This is a genomic window from Streptomyces sp. NPDC030820 (assembly GCF_055572075.1).
The window spans coordinates 96,600-117,124 of the sequence record NZ_JBVIEB010000019.1 but is presented as its reverse complement, the minus strand read 5'-3'; the positions used below and the strand labels follow the sequence as shown (position 1 = coordinate 117,124).

General features: G+C 72.3%; 20 protein-coding genes. 8 read left to right on the top strand and 12 right to left on the bottom strand.

What is annotated here, in order from left to right; genetic code table 11:
• The first annotated feature begins 9 nt into the window (after positions 1 to 9).
• Positions 10 to 696 carry an SRPBCC family protein gene (locus tag ACZ418_RS37625; RefSeq protein ID WP_468371992.1) on the top strand — a complete coding sequence of 229 codons (687 nt, stop codon included), beginning with the start codon at positions 10 to 12 and terminating at the stop codon, positions 694 to 696.
• Here the strand turns inward: ACZ418_RS37625 and ACZ418_RS37620 are convergent.
• From ACZ418_RS37620 to ACZ418_RS37605, 4 genes are read right to left on the bottom strand one after another with little or no spacing between them, the layout of a single operon-like run.
• A complete protein-coding gene (locus ACZ418_RS37620; protein WP_468371990.1) occupies positions 659 to 1,159 on the bottom strand; it encodes a metallophosphoesterase family protein in 501 nt (166 codons plus the stop codon). The two genes, ACZ418_RS37625 and ACZ418_RS37620, sit on opposite strands and share 38 nt — an antisense overlap.
• Before the next feature lie 9 nt (positions 1,160 to 1,168).
• Positions 1,169 to 2,179, bottom strand: coding sequence for an SDR family oxidoreductase (locus ACZ418_RS37615; RefSeq protein WP_468371987.1), 1,011 nt, complete (start codon positions 2,177 to 2,179; stop codon positions 1,169 to 1,171).
• Positions 2,180 to 2,215: 36 nt separating this feature from the next.
• Positions 2,216 to 3,325 (bottom strand): enolase C-terminal domain-like protein, encoded by a 1,110-nt coding sequence (locus tag ACZ418_RS37610; protein ID WP_468371984.1) that lies wholly within the window; start codon positions 3,323 to 3,325, stop codon positions 2,216 to 2,218.
• Between the two features lie 10 nt (positions 3,326 to 3,335).
• Complete coding sequence (locus ACZ418_RS37605; RefSeq protein ID WP_468371981.1) at positions 3,336 to 6,371, bottom strand: FAD-binding and (Fe-S)-binding domain-containing protein; 3,036 nt, start codon at positions 6,369 to 6,371, stop codon at positions 3,336 to 3,338.
• Positions 6,372 to 6,496: 125 nt separating this feature from the next.
• On the opposite strand from ACZ418_RS37605, the gene ACZ418_RS37600 reads away from it, so the two are divergent.
• From ACZ418_RS37600 to rfbC, 5 genes are all read left to right on the top strand, one after another.
• On the top strand, positions 6,497 to 6,934 hold the full coding sequence (locus ACZ418_RS37600; RefSeq protein ID WP_468371979.1) for a MarR family winged helix-turn-helix transcriptional regulator: 438 nt from the start codon (positions 6,497 to 6,499) through the stop codon (positions 6,932 to 6,934).
• The gene (locus ACZ418_RS37595) at positions 6,931 to 8,337 is read left to right on the top strand and encodes an MFS transporter (RefSeq protein ID WP_468371976.1); all 1,407 of its coding nucleotides are present in this window, start codon (positions 6,931 to 6,933) and stop codon (positions 8,335 to 8,337) included. The genes ACZ418_RS37600 and ACZ418_RS37595 overlap by 4 nt, the downstream gene beginning before the upstream one ends.
• A 7-nt stretch (positions 8,338 to 8,344) precedes the next feature.
• A complete protein-coding gene (locus ACZ418_RS37590; protein ID WP_468371974.1) occupies positions 8,345 to 8,929 on the top strand; it encodes a hydrolase in 585 nt (194 codons plus the stop codon).
• Positions 8,930 to 9,054: 125 nt separating this feature from the next.
• The gene (locus tag ACZ418_RS37585; protein ID WP_468371971.1) at positions 9,055 to 11,004 is read left to right on the top strand and encodes a glycosyltransferase family 2 protein; all 1,950 of its coding nucleotides are present in this window, start codon (positions 9,055 to 9,057) and stop codon (positions 11,002 to 11,004) included.
• A gap of 4 nt (positions 11,005 to 11,008) precedes the next feature.
• The gene (rfbC, locus tag ACZ418_RS37580) at positions 11,009 to 11,617 is read left to right on the top strand and encodes a dTDP-4-dehydrorhamnose 3,5-epimerase (RefSeq protein ID WP_468371969.1); all 609 of its coding nucleotides are present in this window, start codon (positions 11,009 to 11,011) and stop codon (positions 11,615 to 11,617) included.
• On the opposite strand, the gene ACZ418_RS37575 is transcribed toward rfbC, so the two are convergent.
• The 6 genes from ACZ418_RS37575 to ACZ418_RS37550 all read right to left on the bottom strand — a co-directional run bounded on the left by ACZ418_RS37575 (position 11,607) and on the right by ACZ418_RS37550 (position 16,073).
• Positions 11,607 to 12,410 carry a class I SAM-dependent methyltransferase gene (locus tag ACZ418_RS37575; RefSeq protein WP_468371966.1) on the bottom strand — a complete coding sequence of 268 codons (804 nt, stop codon included), beginning with the start codon at positions 12,408 to 12,410 and terminating at the stop codon, positions 11,607 to 11,609. The genes rfbC and ACZ418_RS37575 overlap by 11 nt on opposite strands.
• Positions 12,407 to 13,273 (bottom strand): dTDP-4-dehydrorhamnose reductase, encoded by an 867-nt coding sequence (gene rfbD, locus ACZ418_RS37570; protein WP_468371964.1) that lies wholly within the window; start codon positions 13,271 to 13,273, stop codon positions 12,407 to 12,409. Before rfbD ends, ACZ418_RS37575 begins: the two co-directional genes overlap by 4 nt.
• Positions 13,270 to 14,241, bottom strand: coding sequence for a dTDP-glucose 4,6-dehydratase (rfbB, locus tag ACZ418_RS37565; protein ID WP_468371962.1), 972 nt, complete (start codon positions 14,239 to 14,241; stop codon positions 13,270 to 13,272). The genes rfbD and rfbB overlap by 4 nt, the downstream gene beginning before the upstream one ends.
• Positions 14,238 to 15,305 carry a glucose-1-phosphate thymidylyltransferase gene (locus ACZ418_RS37560; protein ID WP_468371959.1) on the bottom strand — a complete coding sequence of 356 codons (1,068 nt, stop codon included), beginning with the start codon at positions 15,303 to 15,305 and terminating at the stop codon, positions 14,238 to 14,240. The genes rfbB and ACZ418_RS37560 overlap by 4 nt, the downstream gene beginning before the upstream one ends.
• A 101-nt stretch (positions 15,306 to 15,406) precedes the next feature.
• Positions 15,407 to 15,601 (bottom strand): hypothetical protein, encoded by a 195-nt coding sequence (locus ACZ418_RS37555; protein WP_468371957.1) that lies wholly within the window; start codon positions 15,599 to 15,601, stop codon positions 15,407 to 15,409.
• Between the two features lie 115 nt (positions 15,602 to 15,716).
• On the bottom strand, positions 15,717 to 16,073 hold the full coding sequence (locus tag ACZ418_RS37550) for a DUF6479 family protein (protein WP_468371954.1): 357 nt from the start codon (positions 16,071 to 16,073) through the stop codon (positions 15,717 to 15,719).
• Positions 16,074 to 16,181: 108 nt separating this feature from the next.
• Between ACZ418_RS37550 and ctaD the strand changes: the two genes are divergently transcribed.
• Both ctaD and ctaF read left to right on the top strand, forming a co-directional pair.
• On the top strand, positions 16,182 to 17,864 hold the full coding sequence (gene ctaD / locus ACZ418_RS37545) for an aa3-type cytochrome oxidase subunit I (protein WP_468371951.1): 1,683 nt from the start codon (positions 16,182 to 16,184) through the stop codon (positions 17,862 to 17,864).
• Positions 17,861 to 18,244, top strand: a complete 384-nt coding sequence (gene ctaF / locus ACZ418_RS37540; protein ID WP_468371949.1) for an aa3-type cytochrome oxidase subunit IV — start codon at positions 17,861 to 17,863, stop codon at positions 18,242 to 18,244. The genes ctaD and ctaF overlap by 4 nt, the downstream gene beginning before the upstream one ends.
• Here the strand turns inward: ctaF and qcrB are convergent.
• On the bottom strand, positions 18,180 to 19,673 hold the full coding sequence (gene qcrB / locus ACZ418_RS37535) for a cytochrome bc1 complex cytochrome b subunit (RefSeq protein ID WP_468371947.1): 1,494 nt from the start codon (positions 19,671 to 19,673) through the stop codon (positions 18,180 to 18,182). The genes ctaF and qcrB overlap by 65 nt on opposite strands.
• Positions 19,670 to 19,945: a hypothetical protein gene (locus ACZ418_RS37530; RefSeq protein WP_468371945.1), complete on the bottom strand. Its 276-nt coding sequence runs from the start codon at positions 19,943 to 19,945 to the stop codon at positions 19,670 to 19,672. The genes qcrB and ACZ418_RS37530 overlap by 4 nt, the downstream gene beginning before the upstream one ends.
• Positions 19,946 to 20,525: the final 580 nt, after the last annotated feature.

Here is a 20,525-nt window from a genome sequence, read left to right as displayed (position 1 = left end):
GAGCCTGTCATGGAACTGCACCACGAGTTCACCGTCCCCGTCCCGGTCGACGACGCCTGGCACGCACTCCTCGACATCGAACGGATCGCGCCCTGTCTGCCGGGCGCGGTGGTGGAGGACTACGACGGCAAGACCGTGACCGGCTCGGTGAAGGTCAAGGTCGGCCCGGTCACCGTGACCTACCGGGGCACGGCGGTCTTCGAGGAGCAGGACGAGGCGGCACACCGGATGGTGCTCGTGGCGAGCGGCCGGGAGACCCGGGGGCAGGGCACGGCCCGGGCGACGGTCACCGGCACCCTGTCCGAACGCGACGGCGGCACGGCGGTGTCGGTGCAGACCGACCTCACGGTGACCGGCCGCCCCGCGCAGTTCGGGCGAGGAGTGCTGGCGGAGGTGGGCGACCGCCTGGTGGGCCAGTTCGCGTCCTGCCTGGCGGACCGTCTGGCCGAGCGACACCGGCACCGGCTGCCGAGGAGCAACCGCAACTGCGGGAGGAGCCGCAGCCGGAACCGCTCGATCTCCTGCGCACGGCCGGCCTGCCGGTGGCCAAACGGGCGGCGGCCGTGGCGGCGGTGGCCGTACTGGCATGGGCGGCGGCTCGGCTGTTGCGACGCGCGCGGAGGGGGCACACCACGCGGCGGCGGTGACGGGCAACTCCCTACCGCTGCGGCAGCCGGTGCAGGGTCACATCGGTGAGCGCGCCGTCGGCGAGCAGGGCGGTCATGTAGGTGCAGTGGGGCTGGCGGCGACGGTCGGTGGGTGAGCCGGGGTTGAGCAGGCGCAGACCGGTCGGCGCGGTGGTGTCCCAGGGGATGTGGCTGTGGCCGAAGACCAGGACGTCGAGGTCGGGGAAGCGGGCGGCGCAGCGGGCCTCGCGGCCCTGGGCGGGGCCGGTCTCGTGGACGACACCGAAGCGCAGGCCGTCCAGTTCGGCGTACGCCACCTCGGGGAGCCGGGCCCGCAGCTGAGGGCCGTCGTTGTTGCCGTAGACCCCGATGAGCCGGCGGCTGCGGCTCTCCAGCAGGTCCAGGGTGGCGGTGTCGACCCAGTCGCCGGCGTGGAACACGACGTCCGCGTGCGGAAGTTCGGCCAGCAGCGGCTCGGGGAGCCGTTTGGCGCGCTTGGGCAGATGGGTGTCGGACATGAGCAGCAGGCGCACGCCCCCAGCCTAGGCGGCGCGGGAGGTCAGTCGGCGCAGGCCGCGTACGGCGCCGAGCAGCGCGGCGCCCGTGCCGAGGACGGCGGCGGCCGGGTGCCGGGCCAGGGTCTGCTGCCAGGAGCGGGGGTGCGCGCTGTCGTCGAAGGAGCCGTGGGCGCCCCGGTCCTCGGTGGGATCCTGGTCCACCGGTGCGAAGAGGTTGTCCAGTCCGGCGGGCGGGATGCGGTCGGTCTGCTGGGAGTCGTAGCCGGTGCGGGCGAGGTACCGGTCGAGCGGGGCGGGGGCGAGCCGGTTGGCCCAGATGGTGGCCACGGTGCTGGCGCCGACGTAGTACTGCTTGCGGCGCGGGTGGTCGGCCGCGTACACCACGCCTCGGGCGGCGACCTCCGGTTGGTAGATCGGCGGCACCGGCATGGGGTGCCGGGAGAGCCGGGAGCGGACCCATTCGAACTGGGGGGTGTTGACCGCGGGCAGCTGGACGACGGTGACATGGACGTGGCTGCCGCGGTGCAGCAGTTCCGTGCGCAGGGCGGAGGTGAAGCCGTTGATGGCGTGCTTGGCGCCGCAGTACGCGGACTGCAACGGGATCGACCGCTCCCCGAGCGCCGAGCCGACCTGCACGATCGTGCCCCGGTCGCGGGGCAGCATGCGCCTGAGGGCCGAGCGGGTGCCGTTGACGAAGCCGAGGTAGGTGACGTCGGTGATCCGCCGGAACTCCTCGGGGGTGATCTCGTCGAACGGTGCGAACACGGTGGCGAAGGCGCAGTTGATCCACACGTCGATCGGGCCGAACTCCTTCTGCGCGGCTTCGGCGACGGCCTCGACCTGGGCCTGGTCCGCCATGTCGGCCGGCTGGACGAGGGGGCGTCCGCCGAGGGCCGTGACCTCGTCCGCCGCCGCCTGCAGGCCGCCCTGGCCGCGCGCGACCAGGACGACGTTCGCGCCGCGCCGGCCGTACAGACGGGCGGTGGCGCGCCCGATCCCGGCGCTGGCACCGGTGATGACGACGGTCGAAGGCATGGTCATCTCCCTTTTCCACAAGGTGACTTCACTCAGTCACTCCGTCCGATAGGGCCCGGCCCGCTCCGCCACGAGGGTCAGCCCGAGTCCGGGTGCCCCGTCGGCGCCCGGCGTGATGCTGCCGCCGCCGGGGTCGAGCACGCCGTCGAAGAAGAGCCGCTCGATGCGGACGTGGTCGTGGAACCACTCCAGGTGGCGCAGATTGGGCACGGCCGCGGCGGCATGCGCGTGGGCGTGCGGCGCGCAGTGGCCGGAGACCTCGATCCCGCGTGCGTGGGCGAGCGCGGCGATGCGCAGCCAGACGGTGATGCCGCCGCACCGGGTGACGTCCGCCTGGAGGCAGTCGACGGCCCCGGCGGCCAGCATGTGCTCGAAGTACGGCAGGGTGTAGCCGTACTCGCCGGCGGTGACGTCCATCGGGAGGCGGCCGCGCAGGTCCGCGAGCAGGGTCAGGTGGTCGGAGGAGACCGGTTCCTCGAACCAGGTGACGCCCCGGTCCGCGAGCGCGGCGCCGATGCGCGCGGCCTGCCCGCCGGTGTAGCCGCCGTTGGCGTCGACGTACAGCTCGACGCCGTCGCCGACACTGGCCCGCGCCCGGCCGACCCGTTCGAGGTCGCGGTCTTCACGGCTGCCCCATGACTCGCCGATCTTGATCTTGACGCGGGGGATGCCCTCACCCTCGGCCCAGCCGCGCAGTTGGTGGTCCTGGCGCTCGGCGTCGTAGCTGGTGAAGCCGCCGCTGCCGTAGACGGGCACGTCGTCGCGAGCGGCGCCGAGCAGGTCGACGAGGGGCAGGTCCAGCAGGCGGGCCTTGAGGTCCCACAGGGCGATGTCGACGGCGGCGATCGCCTGGGCGGCCACGCCGGGCAGTCCGGCGTTGCGCACCGCCCGGCACATCCGCTCGTTGGCGCGCGGCACGTCGAGTGCCGGCAGGCCGCTGACCGTGCCGGCGAGGAGTTCGCGGACGACATGGGCGGTGGCGGCCGGGGCGTAGGTGTAGCCGAGGCCGGTGGTGCTGCCGGAGCGCGCGGTGACCAGGACGAGGGTGGTCCTGTCCCAGGCGAGGGTGCCGTCCGCCTCGGGGGCGTCGGTGGGCACGGTGTAGACGGCGGTGTCGACGCCGTCGACGGTCGGCCGGTCGCTCACGGATGCCTCCTCACGCCCGCCGCCGCGCCCCCAGTACGGCGCCGCCGGCGGCGAGGGCGGTGACGGTCGCCGTCGTCGCCCAGCGGGCCGTGCGGGAGGGCTCGGGCGGGCGGTCGGCCAGGCGTTCCGGGTGGTCGCTGGGCAGGTTGCCGGCGAGGGCGAGCGCCAGGGCCTCGGCGAGGTGCAGGGCGCGGCGGCCGGTGCCGCCCTCCTCGATCTGGGTGCGGCAGCTGAAGCCGTCGACGAGGATCAGGCTGTCCGGTGCGGCGGCGCGCACGGAGGGCAGGACGCCCAGCTCGGCGACGGCCATGGAGACCTCGTGGTGGCCGCGTTCGAAGCCGAAGTTGCCGGCGAGCCCGCAGCAGCCCTCGTCGAGGATGTCGGCGTCCAGGTGGGCGCGGCGCATCAGTTCCTCGTCGGCGGCGAACTTCATGATGGCGTGCTGGTGGCAGTGGGTCTGCACGGTGGCCTGCCGGGCGAGCCGCGGTGGCCGCCAGCTGTCGGGGGCGTGGTGGACGAGCTGTTCGGCGAAGGTGCGGGTCTGTCCGGCGAGTCGCTGTACGTCCTGGTCGGCGGGCATCAGCTCGGGGGCGTCGGCGCGGAAGACGGCCGTGCAGGAGGGTTCGAGGCCGATGACCGGGGTGCCCGCCTCCAGGTAGGGGCGCAGCACGTGGAGGGTGCGGTGCAATACCTTTTTGGCGACGGGGAGTTGGCCGGTGGAGATCCAGGTCAGGCCGCAGCACACCGGCTCGGTGGGCACGGCGACCCGGAAGCCCGCGTCCTCCAGCACCCGTACCGCCGACTTCGCGATCGCCGGGTGGAAGTAGTTGCTGAAGGTGTCGGGCCACAGCACGACGGTGCGCGGGTCGGCCGGGTCCGGCTGCTCGCGTTCCTGGGCCCGCCACCACTGGACGAAGGACTCCTCGGCGAACACCGGTGCCGAGCGGGCGCCGTCCACGCCGGCCAGCCGCTTGCCCGCGCGGGCCAGGCCGGGCGCGTGCAGCGCGGAGTTGACCAGGGCGGGGGCGATACGGGAGAGCCGGGCCCAGACCGGCAGGTAGCCCATGGAGTAGTGCGCGGCCGGGCGCGGCCGGCCCTCGTAGTGGTGGGCGAGGAACTCGGCCTTGAGGGTGGCCATGTCGACGCCGGTCGGGCAGTCGGACTTGCAGCCCTTGCAGGCCAGGCACAGGTCGAGCGCGTCGCGTACGGCGGTCGAGCGCCAGCCGTCCTCGATCGCGGAGTCGGCGTGTCCGCCGAGCATCTCGAACAGCAGCCGGGCCCGGCCGCGGGTGGAGTGCTCCTCCTCCATGGTGGCCCGGTAGGAGGGGCACATCACGCCGCCGGAGTGGCTGCGGCAGTTGCCGATGCCGACACAGCGCAGCACCGCGCGGTTGAAGTTGTGCTCGTCCTCGGGGAAGCCGAAGTGGGTCGCGTACGTGGCCGGCCGCCAGCCGGGGCCGAGCCGCAGCTGTCCGTCGACGGGGTTGGGGCGGACGATCTTGCCGGGGTTCATCCGGTCCCGGGGGTCGAAGAGGGCCTTCAGCTCACCGAACGCGGTCACGAGCCGCTCGCCGAACATCCGGGTCAGCAGTTCGCCGCGGGACTGGCCGTCGCCGTGCTCGCCGGACAGCGAGCCGCCGTAGGAGACGACGAGGTCGGCTGCGCGCTCCACGAAGCGGCGGAAGTCGGCCACGCCGTGGGCGGTCCTGAGGTCGAAGGGGATGCGGGTGTGCACACAGCCCTGCCCGAAGTGGCCGTACAGGGTCGGGCGGTCGTAGTCGAACTCGTCGAACAGGCCCTTCAGGTCGCGCAGATAGTCGCCGAGTCGCTCGGGCGGTACGGCGGAGTCCTCCCAGCCCTCCCAGGTCTCCCGGTCGTCCGGCGGGCGCGCGGTGACGCCGAGTCCGGCCTCGCGGGCCTTGAGCATCTTCTGCTCCCGCTCGGGGTTGTCGGAGAAGGCGACGCTGCTCTCCTTCTCGTCCCGGCCGGTGGCCCGCAGCAGGGCGTGCGCCTGCTCGTCCACGTCCTCCTGACTGTCGCCGCTGTACTGCACCATCAGCCAGCTGCCGCCCTCGGGCAGCATGGCGAGCGAGTCGAGGTAGGCGCCCTCCTCGCGCATCAGCTGCGCCATGCGGTCGTCCAGCGCCTCCAACTGGCTGGGCGAGCAGTGCTCCAGCAGGCGGGGTACGTCGTCGGCGGCGGCGCAGATGTCGTCGTAGCCGAGGACCAGCAGCGACTGGTACGGCGGCACCGGGACGAGGTCGAGTTCGGCGCGCAGAACGGTGACCAGGGTGCTCTCGCTGCCGACGAGCGCCTTGGCCACGTCGAAGCCGTTCTCGGGCAGCAGGGAGTCCAGGTTGTAGCCGGAGACGCGGCGCGGGATCTTGGGGTAGCCGCGGCGGATGTCGGCGAGGTACTCGCCGGCGATGCGGTCGAGGCCGCCGTAGAGCTCGGCGAGCCGGCCGCCGGCGGCGACGATGCGGGCGCGCTCGTCGGGCGGGGTGGGGCCGGTCCAGGTGCGCTGTCCGTCGTAGGTGAGGATCTCCAGGGCCCGGACGTTGTCGACGGTCTTGCCGTAGGCCTGCGCGGAGGCGCCGCAGGAGTTGTTGCCGATCATCCCGCCGAGCGCGCAGTGGCTGTGGGTGGCGGGTTTCGGCCCGAACTGGAGCTGGTGCGGGGCGAGTTGCCGGTTCAGTTCGTCCAGGACGATCCCGGGTTCCACCACGCAGGTGCGCCGTTCGGGGTCGACGGAGATCAGCCGGGTGCAGTACTTGCTCCAGTCGATCACCACGGCGGTGTTGGTCGACTGTCCGGCCAGGCTGGTGCCGCCGCCCCGGGAGAGGACGGGGGCGTCGAAGCGTGCGCACACCGACACCGCCCGGGCGCCCGCCTCCACCGTGCGGGGGACGACGAGGCCGAGGGGGATCTGCCGGTAGTTGGAACCGTCCGTGGCGTAGGCGCCGCGGCTGCCGGCGTCGAAGCGGACCTCGCCGTCCACCTCGGCACTCAGAGCGGCCTCCAGGCCGGACGTGTCCGGAGGGGTCATCTGCGCTCCCTGGGTTCACCGACGTACTGCGCTGTCCGAGGACCGGCGAGTACCCGACAATCAGTAAGGCAAAACTGAACAGTTCAGACTGGACAGTTTCCGCTGTCGGTCCTAGGGTGGGCGGCATGGCTGACATCTCCGACTCCGCCGCCCGCGCCGCGCGCGATCTGCGCGTGGTGTTCAGCCGGCTGCGGCGCCGTATCCGCGAGGTCGCGCAGGACACCGACCTCAGCCCCTCACAGGAGTCGGCGCTCACGCTGGTCGGCAAGCACGGCGCCGCCACGGCCAGCGCGCTCGCCGCCGCCGAGGGCGTACGCCCGCAGTCGATGGCGACCACGCTGGCCGCGCTGGACCAGCACGGTCTGATCCGGCGCGCCCCCGACCCCGAGGACGGCCGCCGCCAGCTGGTCACCCTGACCGACGCCGGGCGGGCCCGTATCGAGGGCAACCGCCAGGTCCGCGAGGAGTGGCTGGCCCGCGCCTTCCAGGACCGCTACACGGAGGAGGAACGGCAGACCGTCCTGACGGCACTGGAGTTGATGGAACGGCTGTCGCAGCCGTGATACCGAGGCTCACCGGACGCACCGGGAAGGCCACCGGCCCCGCCCCCGCCGGATTCGACCGCCGGCTGATCCCGCCGATGCTGTTCGGCTCGGTCCTCAACCCGGTCAACTCCTCGATGATCGCCGTGGCCCTGGTGCCGATCGGCGTCGCCTTCGGCGCCCCGCCCGCCGAGACCGCCTGGCTGGTCTCGGCGCTCTATCTGGCCACGGCCGTCGGACAGCCGGTCATCGGCCGCCTGGTGGACATGTACGGCCCGCGCAGGCTCTATCTCGCCGGTACGGCCCTGGTCGGCGTCGCCGGTCTGCTCGGCGCGCTCGCGCCCTCACTGGGCGCGCTCGTCGCGGCGCGGGTCCTCTTGGGCTTCGGGACGTCGGCGGCGTATCCGGCGGCCATGCGGCTGACCCGCAGCGAGGCCGAACGCACCGGGCAGGACAGCCCGGCCGGGGTACTGGCCGCGCTGGCCGTCGCCAACCAGACGGTGGCCGTCGTCGGGCCCGCGCTGGGCGGCCTGCTGATCGGCCTCGGCGGCTGGCGCGCCGTGTTCACGGTCAACGTGCCGCTCTCGGTGGTCTGCCTGGTGCTCGGCACCCTGCGGCTGCCCCGGTCCGGGACCCGGCGGCGGGCCGTCGACCTGCCCGGCATGGCGCTGTTCGCGCTGCTGCTGGTCGCACTGATGCTGTTCCTGATGCACCCGCGCGCCGACCGCTGGTACCTGCCGGTGCTGTCGGCCGTCGCCGCCGCCGGTTTCGCCGTGCGCGAGCTGCGGGTGCCGGACCCGTTCATCGACCTGCGCGTCCTCGGCGGCAACGGCCCGCAGCTCGCCACCTATCTGCGCCAGCTGCTCGCCTACACCACCTCCTACGCCTTCATGTACGGCTACACGCAGTGGCTGGAGCAGGGGCGCGGGCTCGGCGCCTCCACCGCCGGGCTCGTCCTGCTGCCGCTGTCGGTGTCCGCGCTGATCGTGTCCACGCTCACCGGGCGCCGGGAGGCGGTGCGCGGCAAGCTGATCGTCGGCTCCGCCCTCCAGGTCGCGGGCTGCGCCCTGCTGCTCCTCGTGCGCGCCGACAGCGCGCTGTGGCTGCTGCTCGCGGTCGGCGCGCTGCTCGGCATCCCGCAGGGCCTGATCGGCCTGGCCACGCAGAACGCCCTGTACCGGCAGGCCGATCCGGAGCGGATCGCCTCCGCGGCCGGACTGCTGCGGACCTTCACGTACCTCGGCGCGCTGGGCTCGTCCGCCGCCACCGCGGCGTTCTACCCGCACCGTGCCGACACGGCCGGACTGCACGGCCTGGCCCTGTTCATGCTCGCCGGCTCCGCGCTGCTGCTGGCGACGACCCTGCCGGACCGCTCCCTGGGCCGGCTCGGCACCACCACCCCCCGACCCCTCGGAAAGGCCTGACCGACCCATGTCGCTCACCACGCTCGACCCCCGTACCGCCCTCGTCGCGATCGACCTGCAGAACGGCATCGTGGGCATGCCCGTCCAGCCGCACGCGGCCTCGGACGTCGTCTCCCGCACGGCCGGACTGGCCGAGGCCTTCCGGACCCGGAACCTGCCCGTGGTCCTGGTCCGCGTCTCCTTCGCGCCCGACTGGGCCGACGCCCTCCCCGGCCGCACCGAGCGCCAGGCGCGCGGCCTCGCCTTCCCCGAGGGCTGGGACGTCGTCGTGGACGAGCTGTCCGGCCACCCCGGCGACATCCGCGTCACCAAGCACAACTGGAGCGCCTTCCACGGCACCGACCTGGACGTCCAGCTGCGCCGCCGCGGCATCACCCAGATCGTGCTGACCGGCATCGCCACCAGCATCGGCGTGGAGTCCACCGCCCGCGACGCCTACGCCCACGGCTACCACGTCACCCTCGCCACCGACGCGATGGCCGACGCCGACGCCGAGGCACACGCGAACAGCGTGGAGCGGATCTTCCCGCGGCTCGGCGAGAGCGGCACCACCGCCGAGATCCTGGAGCTGCTCGCCAAGACCCACGCCTGACCCGGGCGGCCCGGCCCCTTGCCGTGGGGGTGCCGCACCTCCGCGCAAGGGGCCGGGTTAGCATTCGGCCACGCCCACCGTGCCAAGGAGGCAACGGCAAGCGAATTGAGGGGGCTTGGAGCCGGATGCCGGTCAAGGTCAGCGTCATCGTCCCCGTGTACAACCCGGGGCCGTACATCGAGGACTGCATCGCCTCGCTGCTGCGCCAGTCGCTGCCTCCCGACGCCTATGAAGTGATCTTCGTGGACGACGGCTCCACCGATGCCACCCCGGCCCGCCTGGACGCGCTCGCCGCCGAGCATCCGCACGTACGCGTCATCCACCAGGAGAACTCCGGCTGGTCCGGCAAGCCCCGCAACGTGGGCATCGAGGCCTCGCGCGGCGAGTTCGTGATGTTCGTCGACAACGACGACCGGCTCGGCGACGAGGCCCTGGAGCGGATGTACGACTACGGGGTCGCCAACAAGGCCGATGTGATCGTCGGCAAGATGGCCGGAAAGGGCCGGCCGGTGCCGGTGGAGCTGTTCCGCCGCAACCGTCCGCACGCCACGGTCGAGAACGCGCCCCTGATCGACAGCCTCACCCCGCACAAGATGCTCCGGCGCTCCTTCCTGGACCGCACCGGACTGCGCTTCCCCGAGGGCCGGCGGCGACTGGAGGACCACGTCTTCATCACCGAGGCCTATCTGCGCGCGGACAACGTCTCGGTGATCGGTGACTACGTCTGCTACTACCACCTCGCACGCGACGACGCCTCCAACGCCGGCTTCCAGCGCTTCGAGCCGGTCGGCTACTTCCAGAACCTCCGCGAGGCCCTCGACGTGGTCGAGCGGTACACCGAGCCGGGGCCACTGCGCGACAAGCTGCTGCGCCGCTGGCTGCGGGTGGAGATGGTCGAGCGGATGAGCGGGCGCCGGCTGCTGGCGCTGCCCGACGACTACCGGCGCGAGCTGCTCAAGGAGATGCACGAGGTCGTCGTCGAGCGCTTCGGCCCCGGGGTCGCCCCAGGGCTGCGCCCCGCCCAGCGGATCGTCGCCGCGCTGATCCGCGAGAACCGCTACGACGACCTGGTCGCCTACGCCGAGTGGGAGGCCGGGGTGCGGCCCCGTGCCGTCCCGGCCGGTGTCGTCTGGCGGGAGGGCACCCTGCGCGTCGACCTGACCGCCGAGTACACGACCGCACAAGGCCCGCTGACGGTCCCGGCTGATGCCTCAGGGCCCCCCGCGGACGGCGCGCCCCGCGATCTCGCCGAGGCCGCGTCCTGGCTGGCCGCGGCCGCCGGGGACGGTTTCGACGCCGCCACCGTCGATCTGATCGTGCGCGACCGGGAGAGCGCGGCCTCCTTCTTCCAGCCGGTGGAGGTCACCCGCGAGCGGGTCCAGGCCGAGGACGGCGGCGTCCGGCTGGTACTGCGCGCCACGGCCGGCGTCGACCCCGCCACGGCGGCCGGCGGCGACCCGCTCGACGGCGGCCTGTGGGACCTGTACGTGCGGGTCGGGCTGGGCGGCTGGACCAAGGAGTGCCGGCTCGGCCCCGCCCCCGCGCAGGGGCTCGCGCTGCCACCGGCCGGGATCGTCGCGGGCCGGGTCGTCCTGCCGTACTGGACGAAGCAGTACCGCAACCTGTCCCTGGACGTGGACCGGGCCGTGAAGTCCCTCGGCCTGCACCGGCTCACCCCGGCGGACGCGGCGGTCTCCGACGCCGAGACACTGACCGTCGCGCTGCCGCTGTACGTGCCCGACAGCACGGAGGTGACCGTCCGGCTGGCCGGCGCCTCGGGCCGCACGGTCGACGGGCCGGCCGTGCTCACGCCCGCCGACGGCGTCCACGCGCTGCTGGCGGCCGGTCTGCCGCTGCGCGAGCTGCGGGGCGCCCTGTGGCGCACCGAGCTGCGCCTGGCCGGCGGACGGACCCTGAAGCTGCCCCTGCTGCTGCGGGTGGGCCGCACGCCAGGTGCCGTGGCGGTGGTCCGCCCGTCGCCGCCCGGTATGCTGCGCCGGCTGCTGCGCAGGGCACGGCGCCTGCTCGGCGGGGTGCCGGGAACGGGCACGACCACGACGACACGGAAGGCATGACGGCGTGCGGCAACTGGGGATAGGTGACGCGTGGGTGCTGGAGCCCCGGGTGTTCCCGGACGACCGGGGAAGCTTCCACGAGTGGTACCGGGGCGCGGAGTTCCGCGAGGCCACCGGCTATGACCTCGGCCTCGCCCAGGCCAACTGCTCGGCGTCCCGGCGGGGCGTGCTGCGCGGCATCCACTTCGCGGACGTGCCGCCGGGCCAGGCCAAGTACGTCACGTGTGTGCGCGGAGCCGTCCTCGACGTGGTCGTGGACATCCGCGTCGGCTCCCCCACCTACGCACAGTGGGAGGCCGTACGGCTGGACGAGGACACCCGGCGTGCGGTGTTCCTCGCCGAGGGGCTCGGGCACGCCTTCATGGCGCTCACCGACGACGCCACGGTGGTGTACCTGTGCTCGACCGGGTACGCACCGAAGCGCGAGCACGGGGTGCACCCGCTCGATCCGGCGCTGGGCATCGCCTGGCCGGAGGGCATCGAGCCGGTGCTGTCCCCCAAGGACGCCGAGGCGCCCTCGCTGGCCGAGGCGGAGCGGTCCGGGCTGCTGCCCACGTACGCGGACTGCTCCGCCCACTACCAGCGGCTGCGCTCCGGGGAGTTCAGCGGCTGACGGCGTACGGGGCCAGCGCGCGGCGCAGCGGCTCCCAGCCGCGGGCGCGCTTGGTGCCCCGGTTGCGGGCCGCGACCAGCGCCTTCCAGAAGCCGGCCGCGAGGAACTCCTCCGGCTTCACGGCCGTGGTGCGCTCCAGGACGGACTCGGGGACCTTCTGCGGGTCGGGTACCTCGAACTCCGCGATGATCTCGTCGTACTTGTCCTTGAGGACGGTGTTCTCCGGGTCGGCGCCGAAGACCAGCAGCTGGCCGGTGGGCGCGGTGTCGACCAGGACCGTGACGAGGTCGGGGCGGTGGCGGTTCAGGATCTCGATCAGCTTGTAGACGTCGCCGGTCCAGGCGTTGGTGTGCCGGTCGCGGGCGGCCTCGTCGATATTGCGCGGGAGCATGTCGTCGAAGACGATCACACTGGCCCAGTCCGAGTGCTTCTCGATGTTGATGAAGTCGCGCAGCGCGTACTCGAACAGGTGCATGCCGTCGATGAACGACAGGTCCAGGGTGGTGCGCCGCCAGTAGCCGAACGGGCTGCGGCCCCGGGCGAGGTTGCGCAGCGGGTGACGGCCGCCGCGCAGATGCGCGAGGGGGTTCTCGCGGGCGAAGAAGTCGTCGCTCGTCGCCTTCGCCAGGTGCACGTCGCAGCGTATCTCCGTGACCACCTTGAACGCGGGGTCGATCGCGATGCTGGGCACCCGGGACAGTGTCAGACTGCGGCCGTCGTTGACGCCGATCTCCAGGTAGTTGCGGTTCGCGCTGACCTTGTGGAGTTCCCGCAGGAACTCGTGCCGTTTCACTGAGACGTCTCCTTGCGGATGTGGGGCAGTGCTTCGTGCAGGGCGGACCGCCAGTCTCTGAGCGGTGCCAGACCGGCCGCCCGCCACCGTTCGTGGCCGAGGACGCTGTAGGCGGGCCGGGGCGCGGGCCGGACAAAGGCCCGGCTGTCGGTACGGCGCACCCGGTCCGGGTCGGCGCCGGCCAGGCGGAACACCTCGCGCGCCAGCTCGTACCAGCTGGCCTCGCCGGAGCTGGTGGCGTGGAAGACGCCGTGCGCGTCCGTGCCGCCCAGGTCGGCGATCCGGGCGGCCACGTCCGCGCTCCAGGTGGGCTGCCCGCGCTGGTCGTCGACGACGTCGACGGTGTCGCGGGCGGCCTCCAGCTCCAGCATGGTGCGCACGAAGTTCCGGCCGTGCACGCCGTACAGCCAGGCGGTACGCAACACGGCCGACCCGCCGGGGAGTTCGGCGAGTACGGCCCGCTCCCCGGCGAGCTTGGTACGGCCGTAGGCGGTGCGCGGGGCCGGCGGGTGGTCCTCGGAGTAGGGGGAGGTGCGGGCCTCGCCGGAGAAGACGTAGTCGGTGGAGACGTGGATCAGGCGGGCGCCGCGCGCGGCGCAGGCGCGGGCGAGCAGCCGGGGTCCCTCGCCGTTGACCAGCAGCGCCCGCTCCTCGTCGGTCTCCGCGGCGTCCACGGCCGTGTAGGCCGCGCAGTTGACGACGACGTCCGGCCGGTACTCGGCCAGCGCCCGCTCCACGGCGGCCGGTTCGGTGATGTCGAGGGCGGCGCGGCCGAGTCCCGTGACGTCCTCGCCGCGTCCGCGCAGCTCGTGCACGGTGTCCTGGCCGAGCATGCCGCCCGCGCCGGTGACCAGCCACCTCATCGCGCACTCCGCCGCTTCAACGGCTCCCACCAGTCGCGGTGGTCGCGGTACCAGGCGACGGTCTCGGCGAGCCCGGCGGTGAAGTCGCGGCGCGGACGGTAGCCGAGTTCGTCGCGGGCCTTGCTCCAGTCGACGGAGTAGCGCAGGTCGTGGCCCTTGCGGTCGGGGACGTACGCCACCCGGTCCCAGCCGGCGCCGCACGCGTCGAGGAGCAGGCCGGTCAGCTCCTTGTTGCTCAGCTCGGTGCCGCCGCCGATGTTGTAGACCTCGCCGGGACGGCCCTTCGTACGCACCAGGTCGATGCCCCGGCAGTGGTCGTCGACGTGCAGCCAGTCCCGGACGTTGCGGCCGTCGCCGTAGAGCGGGACCTTCAGGCCGTCGAGGAGGTTGGTGACGAAGAGCGGGATGACCTTCTCGGGGAACTGGTGCGGGCCGTAGTTGTTGGAGCAGCGGGTGACCCGGACGTCCAGGCCGTGGGTGCGGTGGTACGCCAGCGCCAGCAGGTCGGAGGAGGCCTTGGAGGCGGAGTACGGCGAGTTGGGGGCCAGCGGGTGCGCCTCCGGCCAGGAACCGGTGTCGATGGAGCCGTAGACCTCGTCGGTGGAGATGTGCACGAACGGGCCGGTGCCGTGCCGCAGGGCCGCGTCCAGCAGGGTCTGGGTGCCGAGGACGTTGGTGCGGACGAACTCCCCCGCGCCGTCGATCGACCGGTCGACGTGCGACTCGGCGGCGAAGTGCACGACCTGGTCGGCGTCGGCCATCAGCTTGTCGACGAGGGCGGCGTCGCAGATGTCGCCCTGCACGAAGTCCAGCCGGGGCCGGCCGGAGGGGAGGTTGGTGAGCGTGCCGGCGTAGGTGAGCTTGTCCAGCACGGTGATGCGCGGCGCGTCGGGCGCTTCGTCGGCGAGGAGCATGCGGACGTAAGCGGAGCCGATGAACCCGGCGGCGCCGGTGACGAGGAGGTTCATGAACGGATCTGCACCTTGCTGTGGTCTCCGAGGACGAGTCGGTGGGCACTGGGTACGCCGGCCGCCGGGGTGACCTCGACGTGCCGGCCGATCAGCGAGGACTCGATCCGGCCCACCCCGGCGATGGACGAGTCCCGCAGCACGATGGAGAACTCCAGTTCGCTGTCGGTGATCCGGCAGTTCTCCGCGACGGAGGTGTAGGGGCCGATGTAGGAGTCGCCGACGAGGGTGCCGGCTCCGATGACGGCGGGGCCGACGATCCGGGAGTTGGTGATCTTCGCGCCCTCCTCTATCACCACCCGGCCGACGGTCTCGGAGGCTTCGTCCACCTCGCCGTCGATGCGCCGCTCCAGGTGTTCCAGGACGGACCGGTTGACCTCCAGCATGTCGCCGACGTTCCCGGTGTCCTTCCAGTAGCCGCCGATCATGGTCGACCGCACGTCGGCGCCGGTGTCGATGAGATGCTGGAGGGCGTGGGTGATCTCCAGCTCGCCCCGCCAGGACGGTTTCACCGCGCGTACGGCCTCGTGGACGGCCGGGCCGAAGAGGTAGACGCCGACCAGGGCCAGGTCGCTCTTCGGGTGTTCGGGCTTCTCCTCGAGCCCCACCACCTGGCCGGACGCGTCGAGTTCGGCGACTCCGAAGGCGCGCGGGTCGGGCACGCGCGTGAGCAGGATCTGGGCGTCGGGCCGGTTCTCCCGGAACTCCTCGACCAGCGAGCTGATCCCGCCGACGACGAAGTTGTCACCCAGGTACATCACGAAGTCGTCCTCGCCGAGGAAGTCCCGGGCGATCAGCACCGCGTGCGCGAGGCCGAGGGGTCGTTCCTGGGGTATGTAGGTGACGTCCAGGCCGAACTTCGAGCCGTCGCCGACGGCTTCCTCGATCTCCGCCGCGGTGTCCCCGACGACGATCCCGACCTCGGTGATCCCGGCTTCGGCGATCGATTCCAGGCCGTAGAACAACACGGGCTTGTTCGCCACCGGTACCAGTTGTTTCGCCGAGGTGTGCGTGATCGGTCGCAGCCGGGTGCCGGAGCCGCCGGAGAGCACCAGAGCCTTCATTCGCCACACCCTAACGGCGATCGTCCGGATCGGACCGTTGTTTGTATGACTGGATTGTTACGACGGTGTGGCTCTGGTGTCGACGAAGCTTTACGGCCGGCTCAGTCCTCGCCCCGCACGATGTTGTCGTCCGTGGCGGCTGCGCCCTGCCGCTGTGCGGAGCCGCGGTCCATGACGGCCGGGAGACAGGTCCGCACTCCCCGGTCGCGGCGCCGGCGAGCCTTCGCCCAGCCGGTCTCGGCGTAGGGCAGTGCGGGTTTGTCACTGGGGTGCGCGGGCGCGGTCACGTCGTCCATCTTCCTTCTGCGTCATGCGCCGGGCAGGGCCGGTGCGCCGGCCCCGCGCGGGTCCGTGTGCGATCTGTGCCTCACTGGGTCCCCGCCGGACCGCGCCCGCAAACGCCGCGTCGGCTCAGGTCCGGCCGCCGCCCCCGCCGCCGAAGGCTCCACTGGAGCCGGGCGACCAGCGCGGGCGGCGCTGGTCGTCGGCGCGCCGAGAACGGACGCTGCCGATCTGATAGGGGGTGAGCCGCTCGCTGTCGTCCGCGGCCCGCGGCACCTCGTGGGGTTCGCGCATCTCACGGACCTCGCGGACGGGTCCGGACGGTGGCACCCGGGGCTGCTCCTCGGGCCGCGGCGGGGCCGGTTCGCGCCGACGCACCTGGAAACCGAGCCGGAAGGCCCAGAGCAGTCCGGCGACGCAGACGACCCCGGCGAGCAGGATGAGGACGTACCCGAACACCTGGACGCCCGTGGCGGCTGTGTACATGGCGGAGTTCATGGCCGTCGGGTACCCGGCCGAGCGGCGGATACGACCCCGGCCGCGAGGGCGTGGCGCATGGGAGGCCGCAGGTCACGGGGAGTAGCGTCACCCGCGATGACGGAACTACCGGAAATGCCGGACACCCACGAGGTCGTGGCGCGCTACACGGCGCCCGCGCCGCGTCCCGGCCGGGCCGTGCTGCGCTGGGTCTCCACCGCCGACCACAAGGTGATCGGCCGGCTCTACATGGTCACGGCGTTCTGCTTCTTCCTGCTCGCGGGGCTGCTCGCCCTCGGGATGCGCGCGGAACTCGCCCGGCCCGGTCTGCAGTTCCTGAGCGAGCACGGCTACAACCAGTTCTTCACGGTCCACGGCACGATCATGATGCTGCTGTTCGCGACCCCGATGTTCGCCGGGTTCGCCAACGCGGTGATGCCGCTGCAGATCGGCGCGCCGGACCTGGCCTTCCCGCGGCTGAACGCGCTGTCGTACTGGATGTACCTGTTCGGCGGCCTGATGGTGGTCTCCGGCTTTCTGGTGCCCGGCGGGGCGGCGGCGTTCGGCTGGTTCGCCTACGCGCCGCTGAACAGCGCCTACTTCTCCCCCGGTGCGGGCGGCGACCTGTGGGCGATGGGGCTGGTGGTCGCGGGTGTGTCGACGACGCTCACCGCGGTGAACTTCATCGCCACGATCCTGTGCCTGCGCGCGCCGGGCATGACGATGTTCCGGATGCCGATGTTCACCTGGAACGTGCTGTTCACCTCGATCCTGATCCTGCCCGCGTTCCCGGTGCTCACGGCGGCGCTGCTGGCGCTGGAGTCGGACCGCAAGTTCGGGTCGCACGTCTTCGACGCGACGAACGGCGGCGCCCTGCTGTGGCAGCACCTGTTCTGGTTCTTCGGGCATCCCGAGGTCTACATCGTGGCGCTGCCGTTCTTCGGGATCATCTCGGAGATCATCCCGGTGTTCTCCCGCAAGCCGCTGTTCGGCTATCTGCCGATGATCGGGGCCACGATCGCGATCACCATGCTGTCGGCGGTGGTGTGGGCGCACCACATGTTCGCCACCGGCGCGGTGCTGCTGCCGTTCTTCTCCATCATGTCGTTCCTGATCGCGGTGCCCACGGGCATCAAGTTCTTCGCGTGGATCGGCACCATGACGAACGGTTCGGTGTCGTTCGAGACCCCGATGCTGTGGTCGGTGGGCTTTCTGGTGTCGTTCCTGCTCGGCGGGCTGAGCGGGGTGCTGATCGCCTCGCCGCCGCTGGACTTCCATCTGACCGACACGTACTTCATCGTGGCGCATCTGCACTATGTGCTGTTCGGCACGGTGGTGTTCGCGATGTTCGCCGGCTTCTACTTCTGGTGGCCGAAGTTCACCGGGAAGATGCTGGACGAGCGGCTGGGGAAGGTGCACTTCTGGCTGCTGTTCCCGGCGTTCCAGCTGACCTTCCTGGTGCAGCACTGGCTCGGCGAGGCCGGCATGCCCCGCCGGTACGCGGACTATCTGCCCGAGGACGGCTTCACCCTGCTCAACTCCCTGTCGTCGGCGGGCGCGTTCCTGCTCGGCGTGTCCACCCTGCCGTTCCTCTACAACGTGTGGCGCACCGCCACCAAGGGCGAGCAGGTCACCCTGGACGACCCGTGGGGCTGGGGGCGCGGCCTGGAGTGGGCGACGTCCTGCCCGCCGCCCCGGCACAACTTCGTGGCACTGCCCCGGATCCGCTCCGAGTCCCCTGCCTTCGACCTGCACCACCCGGAGATCGAGAGCCCGGCCGGAGAGGAGCTGGCGCGATGAAGACGGAGGCGATGCTGCTCGGCGGGGTCGCGGCGTTCTTCGGCGGATCCGCGGCGCTGTACGGGGTGTGGTCGCAGGACGAGACGGGCACGGTGGTGCTGGTCGTGGCCTGCGCGATGGCCGCACTGGTCGCGTTCTTCTGCCTGATCCAGTACCGGCGCCGGGGCACCCGGGCCCAGGACCGCACCGGGGCGGAGGTGGCGGACGCGGCGGGGCCGGTGGCGTTCTTCCCCGACGAGAGCCTGTGGCCCATCGTCACCGCGCTGGGTTTCGCGCTGACGGCGACCGGAGTGGTCTTCGGCCTGTGGCTGTTCCTCATCGGTCTGGGCGTTCTGGCGCGGGGGGTGTTCGGGCTGGTGTACCAGTACGCGCACCGGTGAGGGGTCTGCGCGGGGCGCCGGGGCGGAACGTCTCCACGGGCTCGTGAGCGGTCTCGTAACCGCCGGTGACGCTCTGCCGGATCTCGCCCGTGGGCACGCCCTCGGCCAGCCGCTCGCTCTCGGCCGCCGTCAGGGCCCGGCACAGCCAACGGGTGACCAGGAAGGCGAGGACCGGCGCCACGACGAAGGCGACGCGCAGCACCCAGGTGATGGCGTTGACGGAGACGTGGAAGGTCTGGGCGATGACGTCGTTGCCGCCGGCCAGCAGCAGCACGCCGTACCACACCGTGCCCGCCACGCCCAGGCCGGTGCGCACCGGCCGCTCGCGGGGCCGGTCGCACAGGTGCCGCTCGGCCCACCACTCCCCCGTCAGCCGCTGCTCCACGAACGGATAGGCGTACAGGGCGGTGAACAGCAGGCCGGGCAGGACGACCGCGGGAAGCAGGACGTTCCACATGAGGGTGTGCCCGGCGACGGTCGTCTCCCACGGCGGGACCAGACGCAGCGCGCCCTCCAGAAAGCCGACGTACCAGTCGGGCTGGGAGGCGGTGGAGTCCTGGTCGGGGCGGTAGGGGCCGTAGTTCCAGACCGGGTTGATCTGGGCGATGCCCGCCATCAGCACCAGTACGCCGGTGACGATGACGGCCAGGCCGCCGGAGGAGCCGGTGAACTGCGGGAAGAACGGCTTGCCGACGGCGTTGCGCTGGGTGTGGCCGGGACCGCGCCACTGGGTGTGCTTGAGATACACCACCAGCATCAGGTGCACGGCGACCAGCGCGAGGAGGGCACCGGGAAGCAGCAGGATGTGCGCCGGATACAGGCGGGTGATGATGTCGTGGCCCGGGTACTGGCCGCCGAAGACGAAGAACGCCACGTACGTGCCGACGACCGGGATGGACAGCATGATGCCCTGCGCGATGCGCAGTCCGGTGCCGGAGAGCAGGTCGTCGGGGAGGGAGTAGCCGGCGAAGCCCTCGGCGAGCGAGACCGCGAACAGGGTCACGCCGATCACCCAGTTCAGCTCGCGCGGCCGGCGGAAGGCGCCGGTGAAGAAGATCCGCAGCAGATGCGCGCCGATCGCGGCGACGAAGACCAGCGCGGCCCAGTGGTGGGTCTGCCGCATCAGCAGTCCGCCGCGCACGTCGAAGCTGATGTACAGGGTGGAGTCGAAGGCGGCCGACATGCGCACTCCCTGCAACGGCACGTAGGGGCCCGTGTAGACGACCTCGCGCATCTCCGGCTGGAAGAACAGGGTGAGCCAGACCCCGGTCACGATCAGCACCAGCAGGCTGTACAGGGCGAGTTCGCCGAGCAGGAAGGACCAGTGGTCGGGGAACGCCTTGCGCAGCAGCGGGCCGCCCTCGATGACGGGCAGTCGGGCGTCGGCCGCGTCGACGAGCCGCTCGGCGCGGCGGCCGGCACGGCTCATGCGTCCTCGGGCTCCGCCGCCGCGCGGGCCACCTCCGCCTCCACCTCGGGGCGCGGCCGGCCCGTCTCCTTCGCGAACTCGCTCACCGCGGTCTGCACGTCCCGGGCGAGGTCCCGCCAGGCACGCAGCGCGGTCTCGTACGTGCCGGACTGGGCGCCGGTCATCCGCCGCTCGGCCGGCGGGCCGTAGGCGTCCCGCAGGTCCTCGACCGTGGCGTGGGCCGCGTCGGCCGCGCGCTGCTTCTGCACGAGTTCGTCGAAGGTGTGAGCCACACCAATCGACCCTAGGCATCCCTTCCCCGATGCGCCTCCCCAAGCCTCACCAACCTACCGAAACGCACCCGTGTGGCGGTCATCGACAAGGGGCACCACCGCGGGTGGGCGGGGGCGGTTCAGCCGACGGGGGAGGGACGGCGGACGCAGGGGCCGACGGTCAGCCGACGGGGCGGGACTTCGGGGACGGCGGGCACGAGGGCCGCCCTCCGGCGGTCAGCCGCGGGTACGGGTGACGGACGGCCGTGGCCAACCGACGGGAACAGGCGGCAGACGGCCGGGGCAACCGACGGCAACGGGGCTGGGGGACGGCGGTGAGCCGACGGAAACGGGCGGGCAGACCGCCACAGCCAACCGACGGCAACAGGGCCGAGGGACAGCGGTCAGCCGACGGAAACGGGTGGCAGACGGCCATGGCCAACCGACGGCAACAGGGCCGAGGGACGGCCATGAGCCGACGGAAACGGGCGAGCAGACCGCCACAGCCAACCGACGGCAACAAGGCCGAGGGACGGCGGCCAACCGACGGGAGCAGGCAGTACACCGCCACGGCCGACCGACAGGAACGGGGCCGGGGGAC